Origin of the sequence: Epilithonimonas sp., assembly GCF_032055105.1 — a bacterium.
In the GTDB taxonomy this organism is placed as follows: Bacteria; Bacteroidota; Bacteroidia; order Flavobacteriales; family Weeksellaceae; genus Epilithonimonas.
This window is the reverse complement of sequence record NZ_DAMBRK010000003.1, coordinates 117538-134026: the sequence shown is the minus strand read 5'-3', so window position 1 is coordinate 134026 and position 16489 is coordinate 117538. Positions and strand designations below refer to the sequence as shown.

The 16489-nt window shown below is 35.6% G+C and carries 15 protein-coding genes and 1 pseudogene; 7 read left to right on the top strand and 9 right to left on the bottom strand.

Annotated elements, in window-relative coordinates:
* The first annotated feature begins 62 nt into the window (after window positions 1–62).
* The 3 genes and pseudogenes from RTY06_RS03405 to RTY06_RS03395 all read left to right on the top strand — a co-directional run bounded on the left by RTY06_RS03405 (window position 63) and on the right by RTY06_RS03395 (window position 4999).
* Entirely contained in the window at window positions 63–1175 is a 1113-nt protein-coding gene (locus RTY06_RS03405; RefSeq protein WP_312822823.1) for an ATP-binding protein, read from the top strand.
* A 764-nt stretch (window positions 1176–1939) separates the two neighbouring features.
* A pseudogene (locus RTY06_RS03400) lies at window positions 1940–3657 on the top strand (thiamine pyrophosphate-dependent enzyme).
* 110 nt (window positions 3658–3767) lie between these two features.
* Window positions 3768–4999, top strand: a protein-coding gene (locus RTY06_RS03395; RefSeq protein ID WP_409450822.1) for an IS3 family transposase whose coding sequence is annotated in 2 segments (ribosomal slippage) — window positions 3768–4107 and window positions 4107–4999 — 1233 coding nt in all. Because the reading frame shifts where the segments join, the coding sequence is not laid out codon by codon here.
* A gap of 54 nt (window positions 5000–5053) precedes the next feature.
* Here RTY06_RS03395 and RTY06_RS03390 read toward each other — a convergent pair.
* Both RTY06_RS03390 and RTY06_RS03385 read right to left on the bottom strand, forming a co-directional pair.
* Window positions 5054–5875: an alpha/beta hydrolase gene (locus tag RTY06_RS03390; protein WP_312822821.1), complete on the bottom strand. Its 822-nt coding sequence runs from the start codon at window positions 5873–5875 to the stop codon at window positions 5054–5056.
* A 99-nt stretch (window positions 5876–5974) separates the two neighbouring features.
* Complete coding sequence (locus tag RTY06_RS03385) at window positions 5975–7306, bottom strand: alpha-amylase family glycosyl hydrolase (protein ID WP_312822820.1); 1332 nt, start codon at window positions 7304–7306, stop codon at window positions 5975–5977.
* A 176-nt stretch (window positions 7307–7482) separates the two neighbouring features.
* Between RTY06_RS03385 and RTY06_RS03380 the strand changes: the two genes are divergently transcribed.
* Together RTY06_RS03380 and RTY06_RS03375 are read left to right on the top strand one after the other, a co-directional pair.
* Window positions 7483–8283, top strand: coding sequence for a glycosyltransferase family 32 protein (locus RTY06_RS03380; protein ID WP_312822819.1), 801 nt, complete (start codon window positions 7483–7485; stop codon window positions 8281–8283).
* Between the two features lie 259 nt (window positions 8284–8542).
* The gene (locus RTY06_RS03375; protein WP_312822818.1) at window positions 8543–9067 is read left to right on the top strand and encodes a DUF421 domain-containing protein; all 525 of its coding nucleotides are present in this window, start codon (window positions 8543–8545) and stop codon (window positions 9065–9067) included.
* Window positions 9068–9112: 45 nt separating this feature from the next.
* On the opposite strand, the gene RTY06_RS03370 is transcribed toward RTY06_RS03375, so the two are convergent.
* A complete protein-coding gene (locus RTY06_RS03370) occupies window positions 9113–9598 on the bottom strand; it encodes a DUF4385 domain-containing protein (RefSeq protein WP_312822817.1) in 486 nt (161 codons plus the stop codon).
* 157 nt (window positions 9599–9755) lie between these two features.
* Here RTY06_RS03370 and RTY06_RS03365 point away from each other — a divergent pair, with 157 nt between their 5' ends.
* Window positions 9756–10556, top strand: a complete 801-nt coding sequence (locus RTY06_RS03365) for a Cof-type HAD-IIB family hydrolase (RefSeq protein ID WP_312822816.1) — start codon at window positions 9756–9758, stop codon at window positions 10554–10556.
* 46 nt (window positions 10557–10602) lie between these two features.
* Here RTY06_RS03365 and RTY06_RS03360 read toward each other — a convergent pair whose 3' ends face one another.
* The 3 genes from RTY06_RS03360 to RTY06_RS03350 all read right to left on the bottom strand — a co-directional run bounded on the left by RTY06_RS03360 (window position 10603) and on the right by RTY06_RS03350 (window position 13816).
* A complete protein-coding gene (locus RTY06_RS03360; RefSeq protein ID WP_312822814.1) occupies window positions 10603–11109 on the bottom strand; it encodes a hypothetical protein in 507 nt (168 codons plus the stop codon).
* 1305 nt (window positions 11110–12414) lie between these two features.
* A complete protein-coding gene (locus tag RTY06_RS03355; RefSeq protein WP_312822812.1) occupies window positions 12415–12765 on the bottom strand; it encodes a prevent-host-death protein in 351 nt (116 codons plus the stop codon).
* Between the two features lie 187 nt (window positions 12766–12952).
* Window positions 12953–13816, bottom strand: coding sequence for a transporter (locus RTY06_RS03350; RefSeq protein WP_312822810.1), 864 nt, complete (start codon window positions 13814–13816; stop codon window positions 12953–12955).
* Window positions 13817–13939: 123 nt separating this feature from the next.
* Between RTY06_RS03350 and RTY06_RS03345 the strand changes: the two genes are divergently transcribed.
* Window positions 13940–14326 carry a hypothetical protein gene (locus RTY06_RS03345; protein ID WP_089770783.1) on the top strand — a complete coding sequence of 129 codons (387 nt, stop codon included), beginning with the start codon at window positions 13940–13942 and terminating at the stop codon, window positions 14324–14326.
* A 158-nt stretch (window positions 14327–14484) separates the two neighbouring features.
* Here the strand turns inward: RTY06_RS03345 and RTY06_RS03340 are convergent, their stop codons facing one another.
* From RTY06_RS03340 to RTY06_RS03330, 3 genes are all read right to left on the bottom strand, one after another.
* Entirely contained in the window at window positions 14485–14934 is a 450-nt protein-coding gene (locus RTY06_RS03340) for a PA2169 family four-helix-bundle protein (RefSeq protein WP_312822807.1), read from the bottom strand.
* Window positions 14935–15197: 263 nt separating this feature from the next.
* Window positions 15198–15419, bottom strand: coding sequence for a hypothetical protein (locus tag RTY06_RS03335; protein ID WP_312822805.1), 222 nt, complete (start codon window positions 15417–15419; stop codon window positions 15198–15200).
* Between the two features lie 150 nt (window positions 15420–15569).
* The gene (locus tag RTY06_RS03330; RefSeq protein WP_312822804.1) at window positions 15570–16463 is read right to left on the bottom strand and encodes a cation diffusion facilitator family transporter; all 894 of its coding nucleotides are present in this window, start codon (window positions 16461–16463) and stop codon (window positions 15570–15572) included.
* Window positions 16464–16489 lie beyond the last annotated feature (26 nt).

The following is a 16489-nucleotide window of genomic DNA, read 5'->3' as shown; positions in this document are numbered from 1 at the left end:
GAGATTGATGTGTTACTGGGAATAAATTTTCAATAAATAATTTTTCAACAATAAAAAATACAATGACCAAAATGGATATGTTTAACCATCTCGAAAATAATCAAGCCTTATTGAATGCGATTATCATGTCTAGTGATGACGCCATTGTTAGCAAAACGCTTGATGGTATCATAACCAGTTGGAATCCAGCAGCAGAACAAATGTTTGGTTATTTGCAAACTGAAGCTGTAGGCGAGCATATATCTCTTATTATTCCAGAAGATAGATTAAATGAGGAAGATTATATTATAGGGCAAATCAAGTCCGGCAAAAAAGTGGATCACTTTGAAACCATCCGTAAAAAAAAGGATGGCCAGCCTTTCCCAATTTCAGTAACTGTATCACCAGTTGTTGATAAAGAAGGCCGAATAATCGGTGCATCAAAAATTGCACGCGATATCAGTGACCGTCATATTGCACAGCAGGAAAAAGCTGAACTTTTAGAAAGATTAAAAGAACTGAATCTACGCAAAGATGAATTCATAGCCTTAGCCAGCCACGAACTTAGAACTCCTCTGACCAGTATGGATGCCTATCTCCAGATATTGCTAAGGCATATAGAAGATGAAAAGGTTCAGGGATTTTTGCAGAAAGCATTAGCGCAGTCTAAGAAAATTAATCATTTGATATCAGATTTATTAGACGTTTCAAAAATTGAAGCGGGAAAACTAATTCTTCGAAACGAAAGATTCGATATCTGTAAATTGATCCAGGATACCGTAGAAACAGTAGGTCAAGCCCATGAACATTTCAACATCACATTTGATTGTGACACCCATTCAACGGTCATTATAGGTGACCATTATAAAATAGAACAGGTTATCACTAATCTTTTAACTAATGCCATTAGGTATTCAGGAGTACAGAAGCAAGCTAATGTTACTTTGAAAGTTGGGATGGACCATCTTACTGTCAGTGTGCAGGATTACGGAATGGGCATAAAAGCTGATCACTTCGATGACATATTCTCAAGATTTTATCAGGTTAATCAGTCTAAAGCTGGCGGTTTGGGTTTAGGTTTGTACTTATGTAAACAAATTATAGATCAGCATAACGGCCGTATTTGGGTAGAAAGTGAAATTGATAGGGGTAGTATATTCTGGATTGAACTGCCTTTAATATCAGGGCAGCTGTAGAGGAGAAAAAATTATAAAATGGCTATTTATTGCTGTATAAGTCACAAGTTGAACGGCTTTATTAAGAAAAAAGTGTTTGCATTTTTTTATCACAAAAAGGATGGTTAAAATTTTCTGGCAGAAGGTTTGGTTGTCTAGACCTATCAAACTGCAATTATATATCTATGAATTTTTGAACTATTTTGCTAGAGCGTATCAGCCATTATTTACTTCGCAAAGGAGAAACCATATCTATTTCTGAGCATGAAACATCCGGTACCTTACAACTAGCATTTTCTCAAATTCCGGTTGCTCAGAATATTTATAACGGGTGCTTAACAATTTTTAACCATCCTCAAATAAATTGGCTGAATTTGCAGATGAATTCAGGCAGATACTTGAAAGCAGAACCGGTGCAGAATTTCTATCCATAGAGGTTGCCAAACAATTTAGTTCAGATTGGTCCATTGCAATAACAGGATGTTTTTCTTCAAAAGAAGAATTTGATAATCAAATTTTCGCCTATTATAGTATTTTTTATAAGAATGTCATAGTGATAAGATTGATTTACATCCATTGACGAAAGCCTGGGATGCACAGAAATATTTTGCAGAATATGTTTTAACATGTTTAAGATGTGAATTAAAACATGAACATTTTTCAAAAGAAATAACCTACGCTTAATTGATTGCCCGCAATCGTTTTATCCACCTTCGCAGGTGGATTTCTTTGTTTATTCCCATAATTAGAAATAACATCAATTTAGATAACAAATAAAAATTATTATGTCAAAAAATGTAGCAGAACAAATCGTTGAGCTGCTGGAGAGTGCCAACGTAAAAAGAATATATGCTGTAACAGGCGACAGTCTCAATCATCTGAATATAGCTGTCAAGAAGAGCAGTATTGAATGGATTCACGTCAGACATGAAGAAGTGGGAGCCTATGCAGCAGCTGCTGAAGCTGAGCTAGACGGTTTTGCAGTTTGTGCAGGCAGTTGTGGGCCTGGTCATGTCCATCTTATTAACGGTGTGTATGAAGCGCATCGTTCTCATGTTCCAATGTTGGTTATTGCATCCACCATACCGAGCAACGAAATGGGAATGGATTATTTTCAGGAAACCAATACCATTAAATTATTTGACGACTGCAGTTATTATAATCAGATGATTACCAGACCTGAGCAGGTAGAAAGAACTTTACAGACAGCTATTCAGTATGCGATTTCTAAGAAAGGCGTGGCAGTCATTGGTCTTCCGGGCGACATTTCTGAATTAACTGCTGAAGAAACCAATACCTCAAAAACGATTTTCAGAACCAATCCCATAATCAGACCTTCTGATAATGAACTTCAACAATTAGCAGATATCGTCAATCAACATCAAAAAGTAACCATCTACTGTGGTATAGGTGCAGAAAAAGCTAATAAAGAAGTAGTTGAACTGGCTCAATTCCTCAAAGCACCGGTTGGTTATTCTTTCAGGGGAAAGATGGCTATTCAGCCTAACAATCCTAACGAAGTGGGATTGACAGGGCTTCTCGGACTTCCATCTGCTTACCACGCTATGCACGAAGCTGAGGTTTTAATACTTTTGGGAACAGATTTCCCGTATCAGGCTTTTATGCCTGTCAAAAATAAGATTATACAGATTGATTCCTCAGCGGAACGTTTGGGAAGAAGAGCAAAGTTGGAACTGGGATTAACAGGGGATATCAAAGAAACCGTCAAAGCATTGCTGCCGTTACTCAATGAAAAAGAAGACCGTCATTTTCTTAATCAGCAACTTGAGTTCTATGATAAAGTCAAGGAGCAGCAGCTTACCTACGTGAAAGATGCAGGAGGAGAAAATGCCATACAACCTGAATTTGTTGCCCATACTTTAGATAAGCTTGCGACTCAGGATGCCATATTCACTGTAGACACAGGAATGTGCTGTGTCTGGGGTGCGCGATATATTACAGGCACGGGGCAAAGAAAAATGTTGGGATCGTTTAACCACGGTTCTATGGCTAATGCAATGCCTATGGCGATAGGCGCAGCGCTCTCACATCCGGATCAGCAGGTAATCGCTATGTGCGGTGACGGCGGTTTATCAATGCTGCTGGGTGATATGGCTACTATTTTCAGTACAAGCTTCCTGTCAAATCAATAGTGTTTAACAATAGGAGTTTGGGAATGGTAAAGCTTGAGATGGAAGTGGGTGGTATGCCGGATAATGAAACCGATATGGTCAATCCGGATTTTGCAATGATTGCCCATGCCATGGGATATCCGGGGAAAAATGTTCATAAGCCTGAAGAAGTAGAACAAGCCATCAAAGACTGTCTCGATTACAAAGGACCTTATCTTTTAAATATATTTACCAATCCTAATGCCTTAGCATTATCTCCAAAAATTGAATTTGAACAATTACTTGGGATGACAAAATTAATGGCTCAACTGATGCTCGGTGGCAAGCTTCAGGAAGCTATGGACACTGTAAAAAGTAACTATAAGCATTAAAGATCTTATATAAATGTATATGTAAACAAAAGAAGCAGTATCTGAATGATACTGCTTTTTTTTGTTAAACTGTCCCGTCCTAAAATAAGTTTACACAAAACAGACTTATTATGGAAAATCGAGAAAATACAGTAGAAAAGCGAACACAACAAGATTACACAATGGCTTTTAAATTAGGTATTGTTAGTCGTGTAGAAAAGGGCGAATTCACTTACAAACAGGCGCAAAAACATTACGGTATCCAAGGTAGAAGCACCGTTTTGGTTTGGCTTAGAAAATATGGTAATTTAGATTGGAGCAAACCCACCATTCATACCATGTTACAATCCAAAGAAACACCCGCCGAAAAGATTAAAAGACTAGAGAAAGAATTAGCTGATGAGAAACTGAAGACCAAAGTTCTCAATATGATGATTGATATCTCCGACAAGCAATACGGCACGCAGATCCGAAAAAAGTTTACGCCCAAACAGTCAGAGAACTCCAAGAAAAAGGATTGAGTTTATCAAAAATCTGCAGATTGTTTGGGATAAGCAGACAAGCCATTTACCAGCAGCGCCAAAGATTATGTGTTCGGGAAAAAGAATTGGGGAAAGTTAAACAATTCGTTGAGGAGATTCGTTTTGAACAGCCCAGAATAGGAACAAGAAAACTTTATTATTTGCTTAAAAATAAATTCAGGCTGGAAAACATAAAAATAGGCAGAGATGCGCTGTTCAATTATTTGCGAAGAGAAAACCTTCTTATTTATCCTAAGAAAAGATATACAAGGACCACTTTTTCAAAGCATTGGCTCAGAAAACACCCCAATCTTTTGAAAACGACTTGTCTCAAAAGAAAAGAACAGGTATTTGTAAGTGATATCACTTATGTGAAAACCAAGACGTATGTCTGTTATTTATCTTTGGTAACGGATGCTTACAGCAGAAAAATTATGGGTTACGAGCTGAGTGAAAATATGAATGCTGAAAATGTAGTGAAAGCTCTGAAAATGGCCGTGAGAAACAGGACGACTCATCTTCCGCTTATTCATCACTCAGACAGAGGATTGCAATATTGTTCCGAAGTGTATCAGAAAGTACTTGTTGAAAACAAAATAATACCCTCAATGACAGATGGCTATGACTGTTATCAAAATGCTTTAGCAGAAAGAATAAATGGAATATTGAAGCAGGAATTTTTAATTTACAAATGCAAAAACATTCAGGATTTAAAACAAATGGTGAAAGAAAGTATTTATATTTACAACAACAAAAGACCACATCTTAGTCTGAAGATGAAAACTCCGGAAACAATCCACAAAAAATCCGGAAAATCAAAATCTTCCGGATTAATATTTTAATTAAAAACTTGTAAACCTATTTTAGGACTAGTCAAACAATATTTCCATCGAGGTCTATAAAAATTCTATCAGAATTTTATTCAACTCATCTGCGTGGGTAACATTGAGACCGTGAGGCGCTCCTGCAATAACATGATATTGACTGTGTCCAATCATTTTTGCAGCCTGATCAGCAGCTGTAGCAATCGGTACGATTTTATCCTCATCTCCGTGAACAATCAAAGTAGGTATAGTTATAGAATTCAACTCCAATCTAAAATCCGTATTTGCCCAGCTTTCAGCAGCTTTAATTGTCGCTATGGGTGAAGACTGTGACGAAATGCTCCAATCAAAATCGAGTTGTTTCTGACTCACGGTTCTTGAGATAAGACCATAATTATAGAAATCTGCGTGAAATCCTTCAAGAAATACCAAACGATCCTTACGTAGATTATCCAAGATTTCATCCAGTTTTTCCTGAGGCACTCCATCGGGGTTATCTTCTTTTTTCTTTACCAGCGGAATAATTGATGCTACCAAAGCAATTTTTGAAATATTCTTAGAACCATAATTAGTCAGATATCTGACCACTTCACCACCACCCATTGAAAATCCAACTAATGCTACATTTTTGAGCTCCAGCTGTTCAATAACTTCATTTAAATCTTCAGCAAGGGTAGTATAATCATAGCCATGGTCTGAAACAAATGATTTTCCAAATCCTTTTCTATCATATGTGATAACACGGTATCCCGCATTCAGTAATGCTTGTACCTGAAGCTCCCAGGATTTACCACTTAAGGGCCATCCATGGATTAAGATAACAGGTTGTCCTTCTCCAAGGTCTTCATAGTAGATACTGTAATTTTTGTCAAGATCTTTTGTAATGTAAGGCATAAATTGATTTTTTATATTAATATTGACTGAGGTTAACCAAAGATCAGACCACCACCAATATTCTGATAACACAGAAGTCAAACACTTAGTTTTTTAAAATTATTTCACTGCGGTTTGATGGAGTATAACATAATCCCAAGCTGTCATTTCTATAATGAGTGTTTCATCTACCTGGATTTCCGCATCAGAAAACAAGTTCGTATAGTGTCCTTTATCAAAAGAAGTATCGAACTGTGCCACCACTGTAGCATTGCTAAGGTTGATGAAAGCTAAAACTTTATCACCATTTTTCTCACGAACGAAAGAAATCACCTGATCCATCTTATCATTCATTATCCTGACCATTTCACCACCGTAATGCCCGTTCCATAAGGCTTGATTTCTATGTTTTAGAGAAAATAAGGTAGAATACAACTTTTCATTGTCATGAGGCTTCCAAGGTATAGGATCTTTTTCAAAAAATGCTAATGAATGATCTAGGCCAGCTTCCTGTCCACTGTAGACCAAAGGCATACCATCCATCAGAAAAGTGAAAACAGTTACCGCTTTCAAAGCCTCACCAAAATTACTCGACGGCGTACCTTCCCAAGAATTTTTATCGTGATTATCGATGAAATTCATTCGGATGCCTTTCTTAGGGAATATAGATACGTGCTCTGCTAAATATGCTTCTGTCAGCGTTTTGACGCTGTAGTGATTAACAGCAATCTGATGGAGTATATTCCAAAGAGTCCAGTTATAAGTAGCATCAAATGCCCTGCGGTGCAGATCTTTATCTTCTGCTTCTGCCAGCATAAACACAGGTTTTAGGACATCCAATTCAGCTCTTGCATTCTCCCAAAAATCAATCGGTACAAAGCTCGCAATATCACATCGGAAACCATCAATATCATATTCTTTCACCCAATATTTAAGAGCCTCCGTCATATATTCCCGAAGCTGTGGATGGCTGTAATCCAACTCAATAATATCGTCATAATCACGCCATCGAGTGGACTGAAAAGTGTTTTTTCTTGACATCATATACCATTCCGGGTGTTCAATGACGAGATTATTATCCCAGCTGGTATGATTAGCGACCCAGTCCAAAATCACAAACATTCCCTCATTATGAATGGCTTTAATCAGCCTTCTAAAATCCTGCTCAGTTCCAAATTCTGGATTAATTTCAAGATAATTTCTGACGGAGTAATAACTACCGAGATTTCCTTTGCGGTGGATTTTACCAATGGGGTGGATAGGCATCAGCCATATAATATCGATTCCCAATTGCTTTAGCCTTGGTAATTCTCTTTCAACCGCTGCAAATGTACCTTCTTCCGAAAACTGTCTGATGTTAAGCTCATAAAGTGTTGCGTTTTTCACCCATTCTGGTGCTGTAATCTCTACAAAAGATTTAGGCTGGTATCGATGATCAGAGTTTGGCTGCATAAGATTATTTTATCGTTGGTCAAGATATTATCGAATATCGTACCTTCTTATTACTCAATCCTTATTGTTAGCATAAAATTAAAAAAGTAATCAATAGATTATAATACCATTTAAATGTTGTTGATTGATATAATAAAAAGGTTTAATGTTTGCATAGCTTACCTAAATATTAAGATATGATACCAAAAAAAATCCATTACTGCTGGTTTGGAGGACAACCAAAAGACCAATTAGCGGAACACTGTATCGCCACGTGGAGAAAGATACATCCAGATTTTGAGATTATAGAATGGAATGAGACCAATGCTCCTTTAGAAGATAACAATTATGTGAAAGAAGCATTCGCACAAAAAAAATGGGCGTTTGTGTCAGATTATGTGCGATCTAAAGTGATGCTGGATTACGGTGGTATTTATATGGATACTGATATGGAACTAAAACTTCCGCTAGATGAATTCTTAACAGAAAAAGCAGTTTGTGGTTATGAAGTCAAAGGGGTTCCATATTCTGCATTTTGGATGGCCGAACCAAACCATCAGCTTTCCAAAGATTTTGTAGCGTATTATAATAAACAGAAAGGTTTTGAAGAAAGAATTAACACCGATATTTTTTCAGAGATGCTTGAAAAAGATTATGGAGCCGACCGCTACAGTGATACAATCCAAAGATTAAGGCATCACGTAACACTATATCCATCAGTTTATTTTTCACAAGATCTGCCTAAAAATTATGTGAGCCATCATTTCAATGGTTCGTGGTTTGGAGGAGATGAAGAAAATAAACACAAAAAAATGGTAAATGTTTATGGCCTTCTCAATCAGCTCACCACACAGCAAGATGCAGCTAAAGCAGTGGAGAGCATTCTTAATAAATATAAAATTATTAAGGTAGAGGATATCTTAAACCTTATTCCTATTGAGCAGATTGAAGCTTATGTCAACAATAAAACCGAAAAGGAAGAGCATGCTATAGAATAATTTAAGCCACACTTTATTTTAAAATGTAGCTTGCATTATAATTAAAATACTAAAGTAATTTAACTATATGATTGAGATCATAAAAGAAAGACCATATAATGTAATACTTTTGAATTAAGGCTCCTATGGCCTTTAAATTTAATTTCGACAATTTCATAGTTAATCCGGTGCTATTAATTTACTGCCGGATTTTTAATGTCTGTTCAAAATGGACCAGGAGTATTAGAGTATAACCTAACTAAGTTTAAAATTGAAATTCATGAAAGATTTATTATTTGAAAATTGGGAAAAACTTGGGCAAGTCGCGTTGACAACAGTAGTTTCATTTATTATCCTTTTCCTTTTCATAAGAATCTCTGGGAAAAGGACATTGGCTAAGTTTAATGCTTTTGATTTTGTGGTGACTGTAGCGCTAGGTTCAACTTTAGCTTATATGATGTTGGCCATGGTAACTTTAGCAGAAGGTGTTTTAGTTTTACTACTCATCATTGGAATGCAATATTTTTTTGCAAAATTAGCCAGTACATCCGATAAGATGGAGCATCTGATCAATTCCTCACCTCGTCTATTATTTTACAAGGGACATTATCTTAAAAATCATATGAAAGCGGAAGCTATTACCGTTGACGAAATTTATGCTGTTGTCAGGCATGCAGGACACGAGAAAATGGATGATGTATTGGCGGTTGTGATAGAACTGAATGGTGAGATCAGTGTCATACAAAAATCAGAGACAGAAACTGGTGAGTCTTCAATGGAAGATTTGAAACTTCCGAAGAATTAATCTTTTTACATTATCTAAATTAGGAGCATTGTATTATGTTTTGATTTATCCAAATCTGGTTTTCCAATCCTTCTTTAGTTCAGCGTACTGTTTATTATCCTCTGCTTCCTTCCATTTATCATAAAAGATGGCGGCCGATTTAGCTTTTTCAGGATCACCTGTTCCTTTTTTCAAAAGATCGTAATTTTTTTCAGCATTATATTTTCGCCCACCTTTATAATTAAAATATCTTCTTGCTCTTGTAAATCCCATTTGCAAATACTTTCTTGAGAGATCAGCACCAACAAACTCGTTTCTGTTCAAATACTCTAAAAACATTGAAAAGATTTTAGATGAACTCTCGAGAGAAGCAGTTTCATTTTTAAATCTCCAAAAGGGTCCGATTTCTGACTTATAAGGTTCACAAATCAATACGCCTTGTTCACCTTTTCCAACTTTATATAGTTCAGGGTTCTTCCTGTAATCAATATCTGGCTTCCAATTATAATCTTCAGAATTAAAATCGACGTTGGAGGGTTTCACTTGCTTCATAAAATCATAATGTACAAATCACATTCCTTTATTAAAATTTACAACACTATGTCACAAAATGAAACTCAGTATTAAACTTATCATTAAATTAATAGTGCAGCCATATATCTTAAATATTTCTTTGTAAGTTTATAAAAATAATGCTTTAGCATCCTATATGAACTCTTTACAAACACCAACTATAAAAGCTGTTTTTTTTGATATCGACGGCACCTTATTCAGTTTAAAAAACAAGACGATTCCTGAATCTACAAAGAAAGCGATCAATAGCCTTCGTCAGCAAGGAATTAAAGTCATTGTGGCGACAGGTCGTTCTATCAACGATTTATCGCACGTTAAAGACATTCAATTTGATGGATTTATGACATTCAATGGGGGCTATTGTATGACCGTAGATGGCCATCTAATGTTTAAGCAAGCTCTTCATCACGAAGATATTCAAAGTTTAATAACTTATTCAGCAAGTTCAGGTGTCAGTTTTTCACTAATGTATGAAGATAAAGTACAAATAAGTCATGCGAGTCCTAAAGTTAAAGAACTCTATAATCATGTCAATATACCGGTTCCTCCTCTGTATGAAGAAGCAAATTCAGATATTCATAATGTTTTGCAGGTCAATGTATTCATTGAGCCAGAAGATGAGATTTCTTTTATGCAGAATATCATGCCCAATTCTCTATCTTCCAGATGGACACCGTTATTTGCAGATGTCAATCCAGCCGGCATCAGTAAGAAGAGAGGAGTAGAGCTTTTTTGTGAACATTTTAAAATCAATGTTTCCGAAACAATGGCTTTTGGCGATGGCGGAAATGATATTTCAATGCTGAAATACGTAAAGATTGGCATCGCTATGGGCAATGCCAATGACAATGTTAAAGAATCTGCAGACTATGTGACTTTCGATGTTGATCAGGATGGGATACAATCTGCTTTAAAGCATTTTGGACTCTTAGATTAAAACATAGCATTATACTTTTTCAATAGAAATAACATAAAGTAAAAATTTAATAATACCAAAAGCTCCACTGATGTCCGTTATAAACCGCTAATGTTTTAATGCCGGAGTTATTCACTAATACCATCATTCCAGGCGCCGGATTAACGATACTCTGATAAGAATTAACGACCGGTAAAACCATACTTCCTGCCCGGCCTAAAGAAGTAATGCCGGTTTTAGTATCTGATGAAGTTCCTGTTGTAACAGCATTTTCAAGACAGTACAAGGATAATGAATTAGTAGAATAAGCAGAAAAAGCTACATCACTGTCCCCAGAAAGTACCTGTACAAACTTAACAGCGCTGGTATAATTATCCTTTGTAATCCCAAAATCACTCAGCTTGAAGGTCAGTACTCTGATATCTCTCGTAGTCCCGGAAAATGTACCTCCCGAATTATAGTCGTGAGGGCAATTGCCTACATAATAGAAACTCCATAGTGCCGTACCTGATGGTGTTGCTAGGCTTGAGGAAAAGTTTACATCCTTCTGTACGCCAATCGTATTGCCGCTCATATCTGTAAACTTAAAAATATCAAAACTGCTGCTTGGCGCCCCTACCTGTGTTACAATAATATCAGGTATATCATCGGTAATACAATTGGGATTAATATCAGCCAGGACGTTAACATAAAAACTTAATTCCTATTTAGGTATATTGAATACAGCAGTACTCAGATCCAATCCGTTAACACCATCTCTTAAATAATATCCTAAAGAAATATTGCAGCTTAAGCTGGGTGTACATGTTTGGTTCTGCATTACCCCATTAACGTATCTGGGTATCCCGATAAAGAAATTAGTTGCTGTACTTGTGGTATTAATAGTAGTGGGGAATGCTCGGTAGTTTTCATTGACGTAAGTAACTCCGTGAGAAGTTAATGCTGCATTATTCACACCCGTCGCATAAGTAGTCGTGCCTATCGTAAAGCCAATCAGATTATTAGTATCCTGGGATACGGTATAAGCACTAGAATTATCTCTTGAAATCCAGTATCCATTATAATCACCATAAATAGTACCTGGTCTAATCTGTGCGTTTAAAGAAAATGTAAAACATAGAATTATTAAGCATCGTATCCGCTCTGCATGATTCATTTTAAAGAGAAGTTTAAATTGTTTTTTTATAATATTTTCACAATTTAGCGTAATTTTTGTCTGTATCTTTATGATATTATGAATGCTAAAATTTTAATATTATTTTTACAATTTAAACAGTTTCACTGAAATGTTATATTTTTCAGGTTACAATTGATAAACAATTAAAATCTGAAAATTAAAGGGTTGCTTCTATGAATCATCAGATATCGTTAAGCTTTTATGTGTTCACTTATCCTAATAATTTTTTAGATGGCCTTTTATTAAGAAGAAAAATCAGCTTCTCATCTAGAGTCATTATTCTTAAAACTCTCTTTCTGGAAAAAAATAAAAATAGATTAAAACGATTCTGATTGGAAATCATCCCAGAACTTGATTTACGATAAAACTAAGTTTTTCCATATCAAATGGCTTAGGGAGAAAAGCATTTGCATCAGCTTGTTCTGCGATTGAGGCGCCATCCAAACATCACCACAGGTAAATTTTTCAAAGAAGGGTCAGATCGTAAGGATTTAAGAATTTGTTCGCCCGAAATAACAGGCATCCATAAGTCCAATAAGAGCAGGTCTGGACAGTCAGTGCATAACCATCACTCATGATAAAGGGTTTTTGGAGATTAATATAATGCACTTACGATCTCTTTCGTATAAAGAATTACTCTTAAAGAATATGTTTATTTTAATAATGTTAATAATCAAATTAACAGCATATTAAAAGTGTTATTTAAAGTTGATAATGAACTGCCATTCTGCTTAGCACGAAATTAATAAAATCATCTTCAATCTTATTTCGATCAACGTTATGATTTCGATAGTCATAAGATGTAAGTGCTTTTGCCAGGTGACTGTATGGTAGAAAGTCTGATTCCTTAATCATCAATCTTCCTGAGCCTGTTTTCGTGTTGATAATTTCATCATTAATTGTTCTTAATTTAACAACGATATGATAAAATTTAGAAGGAGTGCTATTGCTGTATCTTTCAATGATATTGATTTTAAAAGCATTGAAGTATATCGTTTTAAATCCCAGTTTGGATCCTATCTCAGGTTTGGTAATTTCTAATGTAAATTTCATAAATAATGTTGCGGATATAATTCTTACTCATTGAAAATTCGTACAAAATAAATGAATAATGATGAATCTTTTTAAAAAATATTGACTGATAAATCTTTTTAATTCAGTATGATTTGAGTCATAAATAAATGTGTAATAATCACAGGCTAAATATTTCCCTCATCATTTCATCATGATATTACATTTATTAACGCCAAAAATTAGTGGCGATAGGATGCACTAGAAAGTAATGCTTCTCTGTACCGTGCTGCAGACCATAATTAATGCCGGCATCCAATTTAAGATTTTTAACCACTTCAAACTGTAGAGCTGCATTAATGTAATTGCTTAGCTGATGTGCCTTAAAATCATAAGTGTAGTAGGTTTCGGCGATCGCTTCTAACTTTTGAACCAATGAATGGCTAAGTGTTAAAGTCTGGAGCAGTTCCGTGTGCATCGCATTAAAGTCTTTATCTTTTAAGTGATCCAATTCCACTTGGAATCCCAGCTTCCAATCTCCAGGAAGTTTATAAAGCATCGGCACTATAAGACCCGCTTCAATACGGCTGTCTTCAAATTTGGAGCTTGGTAATTTAAGATAAGGTAAAAGTGCCATTATAAAATTACCGTGATCGTTTCCAACTAGGTTTTGCTTAACGCGAATGGTTATGTCTCCGAAACCTTCTTCTAAAGAAGATTCACCTTTTAAGTTTGTCTCTTTTTGTCTGCCATATGTCTGAAATCCAACCTGTAAGGCTCTGTTTTTCATCAGTCCCAATTTTACATTGATTTGGTTAATGAGCAGTGTGGAACTTTTTTTCAATTCAGATTGATCCTTTATCAGTCTAACCATATCAGTTTCATACTGAAAATGACCTGCGTCGATGGTGTATGGGGATTCCGTTACGTCCGGTCTGTCTGTCTCCATATCTCGCATTTGTTCTTTAGGAACAGGTTTAAATAATGAATAATGCTGTACAGATTGTCCAAAATAGTGTAGTGGAAAACCCAGAATCAAGAGAACCACTGGGCGACATAACATTTTTTTAAATAGTGTAGAAATAATTGCCATATTATCAAATTATGATGGTTGTTAACCAAAAGCCACACCATATCACTATCATTAACTTGGGGTACGCTACCGAATCGTTTCAAAATACTGAGATGAGGCATACATTTTGTTAAGTTAATATCTATGAATGCTAAAGAACTAAGAATAGGTAATATGATTTCCGATATCGACGGAAATATAACAGAGGTCAACATTGACATTATGCAAAACATTATACAGGGTGGAGATCAGTATCAGCCGGTAGAATTATGCGACAAGTGCTTTAATAAATTAGGTTTTATCCAAGAGCATTTAGGTCATTATTTCGACGATATTTACGATTTTTCTGTTTTAGCATCAAGAAACAACTCTTATATCGTGCGTTGGGGTAATCAAGTATTAGCGGGTGCTGAACCGATCCGTTATATACACGAATTACAAAATATTTTCTTTGCTCTCAAGGGTAGGGATTTGGATGTTAGACGATTTTACAGTGACGTCGTCAATCAGACTAAACCAGCTTTTGCGTAGTGTACAATAGACCAGAAAAATAAATTACACTAATGTTTGAGCATATTTACCAGACGGGTAAGACTTCAACCATAACTCAATTTAATTAAACATAAAAAGAGAGATAAAATCATAGTAAGTTTTATCTCTCTTTTTTTTGCATTCATTATACTACTTCATCAGCTAATCTTTTCAAGTACTTTAAATTTATTGTAGGAAACACAAAGTTGTTGTAGTTGTTTGCCCACTAATGCTTCACTTTCTCGGCAAAGCTCTCCGCTGTTAAGTGCATCCTGAAACGCATTGATTGCTGCCTTTTCTCCAAAAACCACGTTTTCAAGTGTAGATTCCACTTTATCGGAAGCAAAGGTATTTTTAACATCAATCCAAGCCCTGTGAAATGCTCCGGAAATACTGGTATTATTATCCGGATGACCGCCCTTGCTCTCTATAAGATCAATCAGTTCATCCTTCATGTCCCAAGCTTCAGCAACCATATCGTCGTAAGCGGGTCTTAGATCTGCATAATTCTGCCATACCTTATCAGCAACTTTGGCAAAGCCAGCTATCCTGTCATTAGTAATATTAAGTAAATCGTTCAGGACTGAAATTGTTTTGTCATTATTCATAATTAAAAATTGTTTGGTGATGCTGTAATTTTACAAGAATGATGCCTGATGAGTTTCAAAGATTCATTAATTTGAAAATATGATTTAAAAAAGATTTAATAGCCTGATTCGGAATATATTTAGAGCTTTCCATATGCAAATATCAGATTTAAACAATGAAATGGAAAAATTTAAATCATCTCATATTATTGCTATTCGTCGGGTATTGGAAGTTAAATTCACATCAGAAAAAATGTCTGAAGTATAACACTTCAGAGATTTCTTTAAAAGTTGACCCTAATATTTTTTGGATGCCTCATCATAATTGTGATTTTGTCCATATCATCGATGATTTCATAATCAATTTCTTCATAGAGATCATTACCTTTTTTTTCGTGGATATCGATTTCTGCAAATCCCACTTCATCTCGTGGTATGTCCAGTAAAAACTTATTGGTATTATCAGGTCTTATGAAAGAGTCCTTTGTAAAATCTATAAATTGCATAATATGTTTGTTTTTAGTGTAATTGAGTTTTATCAAATTATGTGCAAATCTATATTCTAAAAATAAAAATAGTTGGTGAGCTCATTAAACCAATAGCTTGAGGATTTATAAAATATCGGTATGGACTTAAAGAGTTTATAATCGAAGAAATTATTCCGGCTGAATCATTACAAACCGCACCAGCTTAAACTCTTGCTTTATTGTCGCCCGAATACGTTGTATTGCATCAGTGATTTCTTCCGTATCGAGATGCTCTTCAAAGTCAATAATCAGCATCAATACGACTTCTTCTGGGGATTGGTAAGTCGATAAGATAGTTTTAGTTCTGACTACTGCCGAATCACTTTCGGCCAGTCGGGCAATTTTTGCTTTGGTTTCAGGCGCAATACCTTCTCCCATCAATAAGCTTCTGCTTTCCCTTGCTAATATAAATGATACAAAAACCAAAATCAGTCCTACAATGACTGATGCTAATCCATCCAGTTCAGGGATTTGAAAGGAGTGACTCACACCCATCAGCAGCATAACCACAAGAAGACCTGCCACTGCTGCGCCATCTTCAAATACCACAAGAAAACTGCTTGGGTCTTTACTCTTAATAATTGCATCCCACCATTTCAGACCTTGTCGTGTCTTGTTGAATGCTTTGATTGCAATGACTAATGAAGTACCTTCAAAAATTAGAGATAATATTAAAACAATATAGTTCAAAAAAGGATCTTTCATCATTTCTGGATGTATCATATGTTTGACGCCCTGATAAATCGACAAAGCTCCTCCCAATGCAAATATCAGAATAGAGACAACAAAAGACCAGAAATAGAGTTCCTTCCCATAACCAAAAGGATGCGATTCATCAGGTGCTTTTTTGCTTCTTTTCAAGCCATACAAAAGTAATAATTGATTTAGCGTGTCTACGGTAGAGTGGATGCCTTCTGATATCATCGAAGCACTGTTGGTGAACCCTCCGGCAATAAATTTGGTTAATGCGATTAGGAGATTAGCTGCTAATGCACTATAAATGGATTTTCGGTTGTTGGTCATGGATTGTAACTGTTGTCAGCAAGTAG

What these genes read in the sequence shown, in the direction of transcription:
- RTY06_RS03405 (WP_312822823.1), top strand. Translation starts at nt 63, where the DNA reads ATGACCAAAATGGATATGTTTAACCATCTCGAAAATAATCAAGCCTTA.
- RTY06_RS03390 (WP_312822821.1), bottom strand. Translation starts at nt 5,875, where the DNA reads ATGCCTTACATTACAAAAGATCTTGACAAAAATTACAGTATCTACTAT.
- RTY06_RS03385 (WP_312822820.1), bottom strand. Translation starts at nt 7,306, where the DNA reads ATGCAGCCAAACTCTGATCATCGATACCAGCCTAAATCTTTTGTAGAG.
- RTY06_RS03380 (WP_312822819.1), top strand. Translation starts at nt 7,483, where the DNA reads ATGATACCAAAAAAAATCCATTACTGCTGGTTTGGAGGACAACCAAAA.
- RTY06_RS03375 (WP_312822818.1), top strand. Translation starts at nt 8,543, where the DNA reads ATGAAAGATTTATTATTTGAAAATTGGGAAAAACTTGGGCAAGTCGCG.
- RTY06_RS03370 (WP_312822817.1), bottom strand. Translation starts at nt 9,598, where the DNA reads ATGAAGCAAGTGAAACCCTCCAACGTCGATTTTAATTCTGAAGATTAT.
- RTY06_RS03365 (WP_312822816.1), top strand. Translation starts at nt 9,756, where the DNA reads ATGAACTCTTTACAAACACCAACTATAAAAGCTGTTTTTTTTGATATC.
- RTY06_RS03360 (WP_312822814.1), bottom strand. Translation starts at nt 11,109, where the DNA reads ATGAGCGGCAATACGATTGGCGTACAGAAGGATGTAAACTTTTCCTCA.
- RTY06_RS03355 (WP_312822812.1), bottom strand. Translation starts at nt 12,765, where the DNA reads ATGAAATTTACATTAGAAATTACCAAACCTGAGATAGGATCCAAACTG.
- RTY06_RS03350 (WP_312822810.1), bottom strand. Translation starts at nt 13,816, where the DNA reads ATGGCAATTATTTCTACACTATTTAAAAAAATGTTATGTCGCCCAGTG.
- RTY06_RS03345 (WP_089770783.1), top strand. Translation starts at nt 13,940, where the DNA reads ATGAATGCTAAAGAACTAAGAATAGGTAATATGATTTCCGATATCGAC.
- RTY06_RS03340 (WP_312822807.1), bottom strand. Translation starts at nt 14,934, where the DNA reads ATGAATAATGACAAAACAATTTCAGTCCTGAACGATTTACTTAATATT.
- RTY06_RS03335 (WP_312822805.1), bottom strand. Translation starts at nt 15,419, where the DNA reads ATGCAATTTATAGATTTTACAAAGGACTCTTTCATAAGACCTGATAAT.
- RTY06_RS03330 (WP_312822804.1), bottom strand. Translation starts at nt 16,463, where the DNA reads ATGACCAACAACCGAAAATCCATTTATAGTGCATTAGCAGCTAATCTC.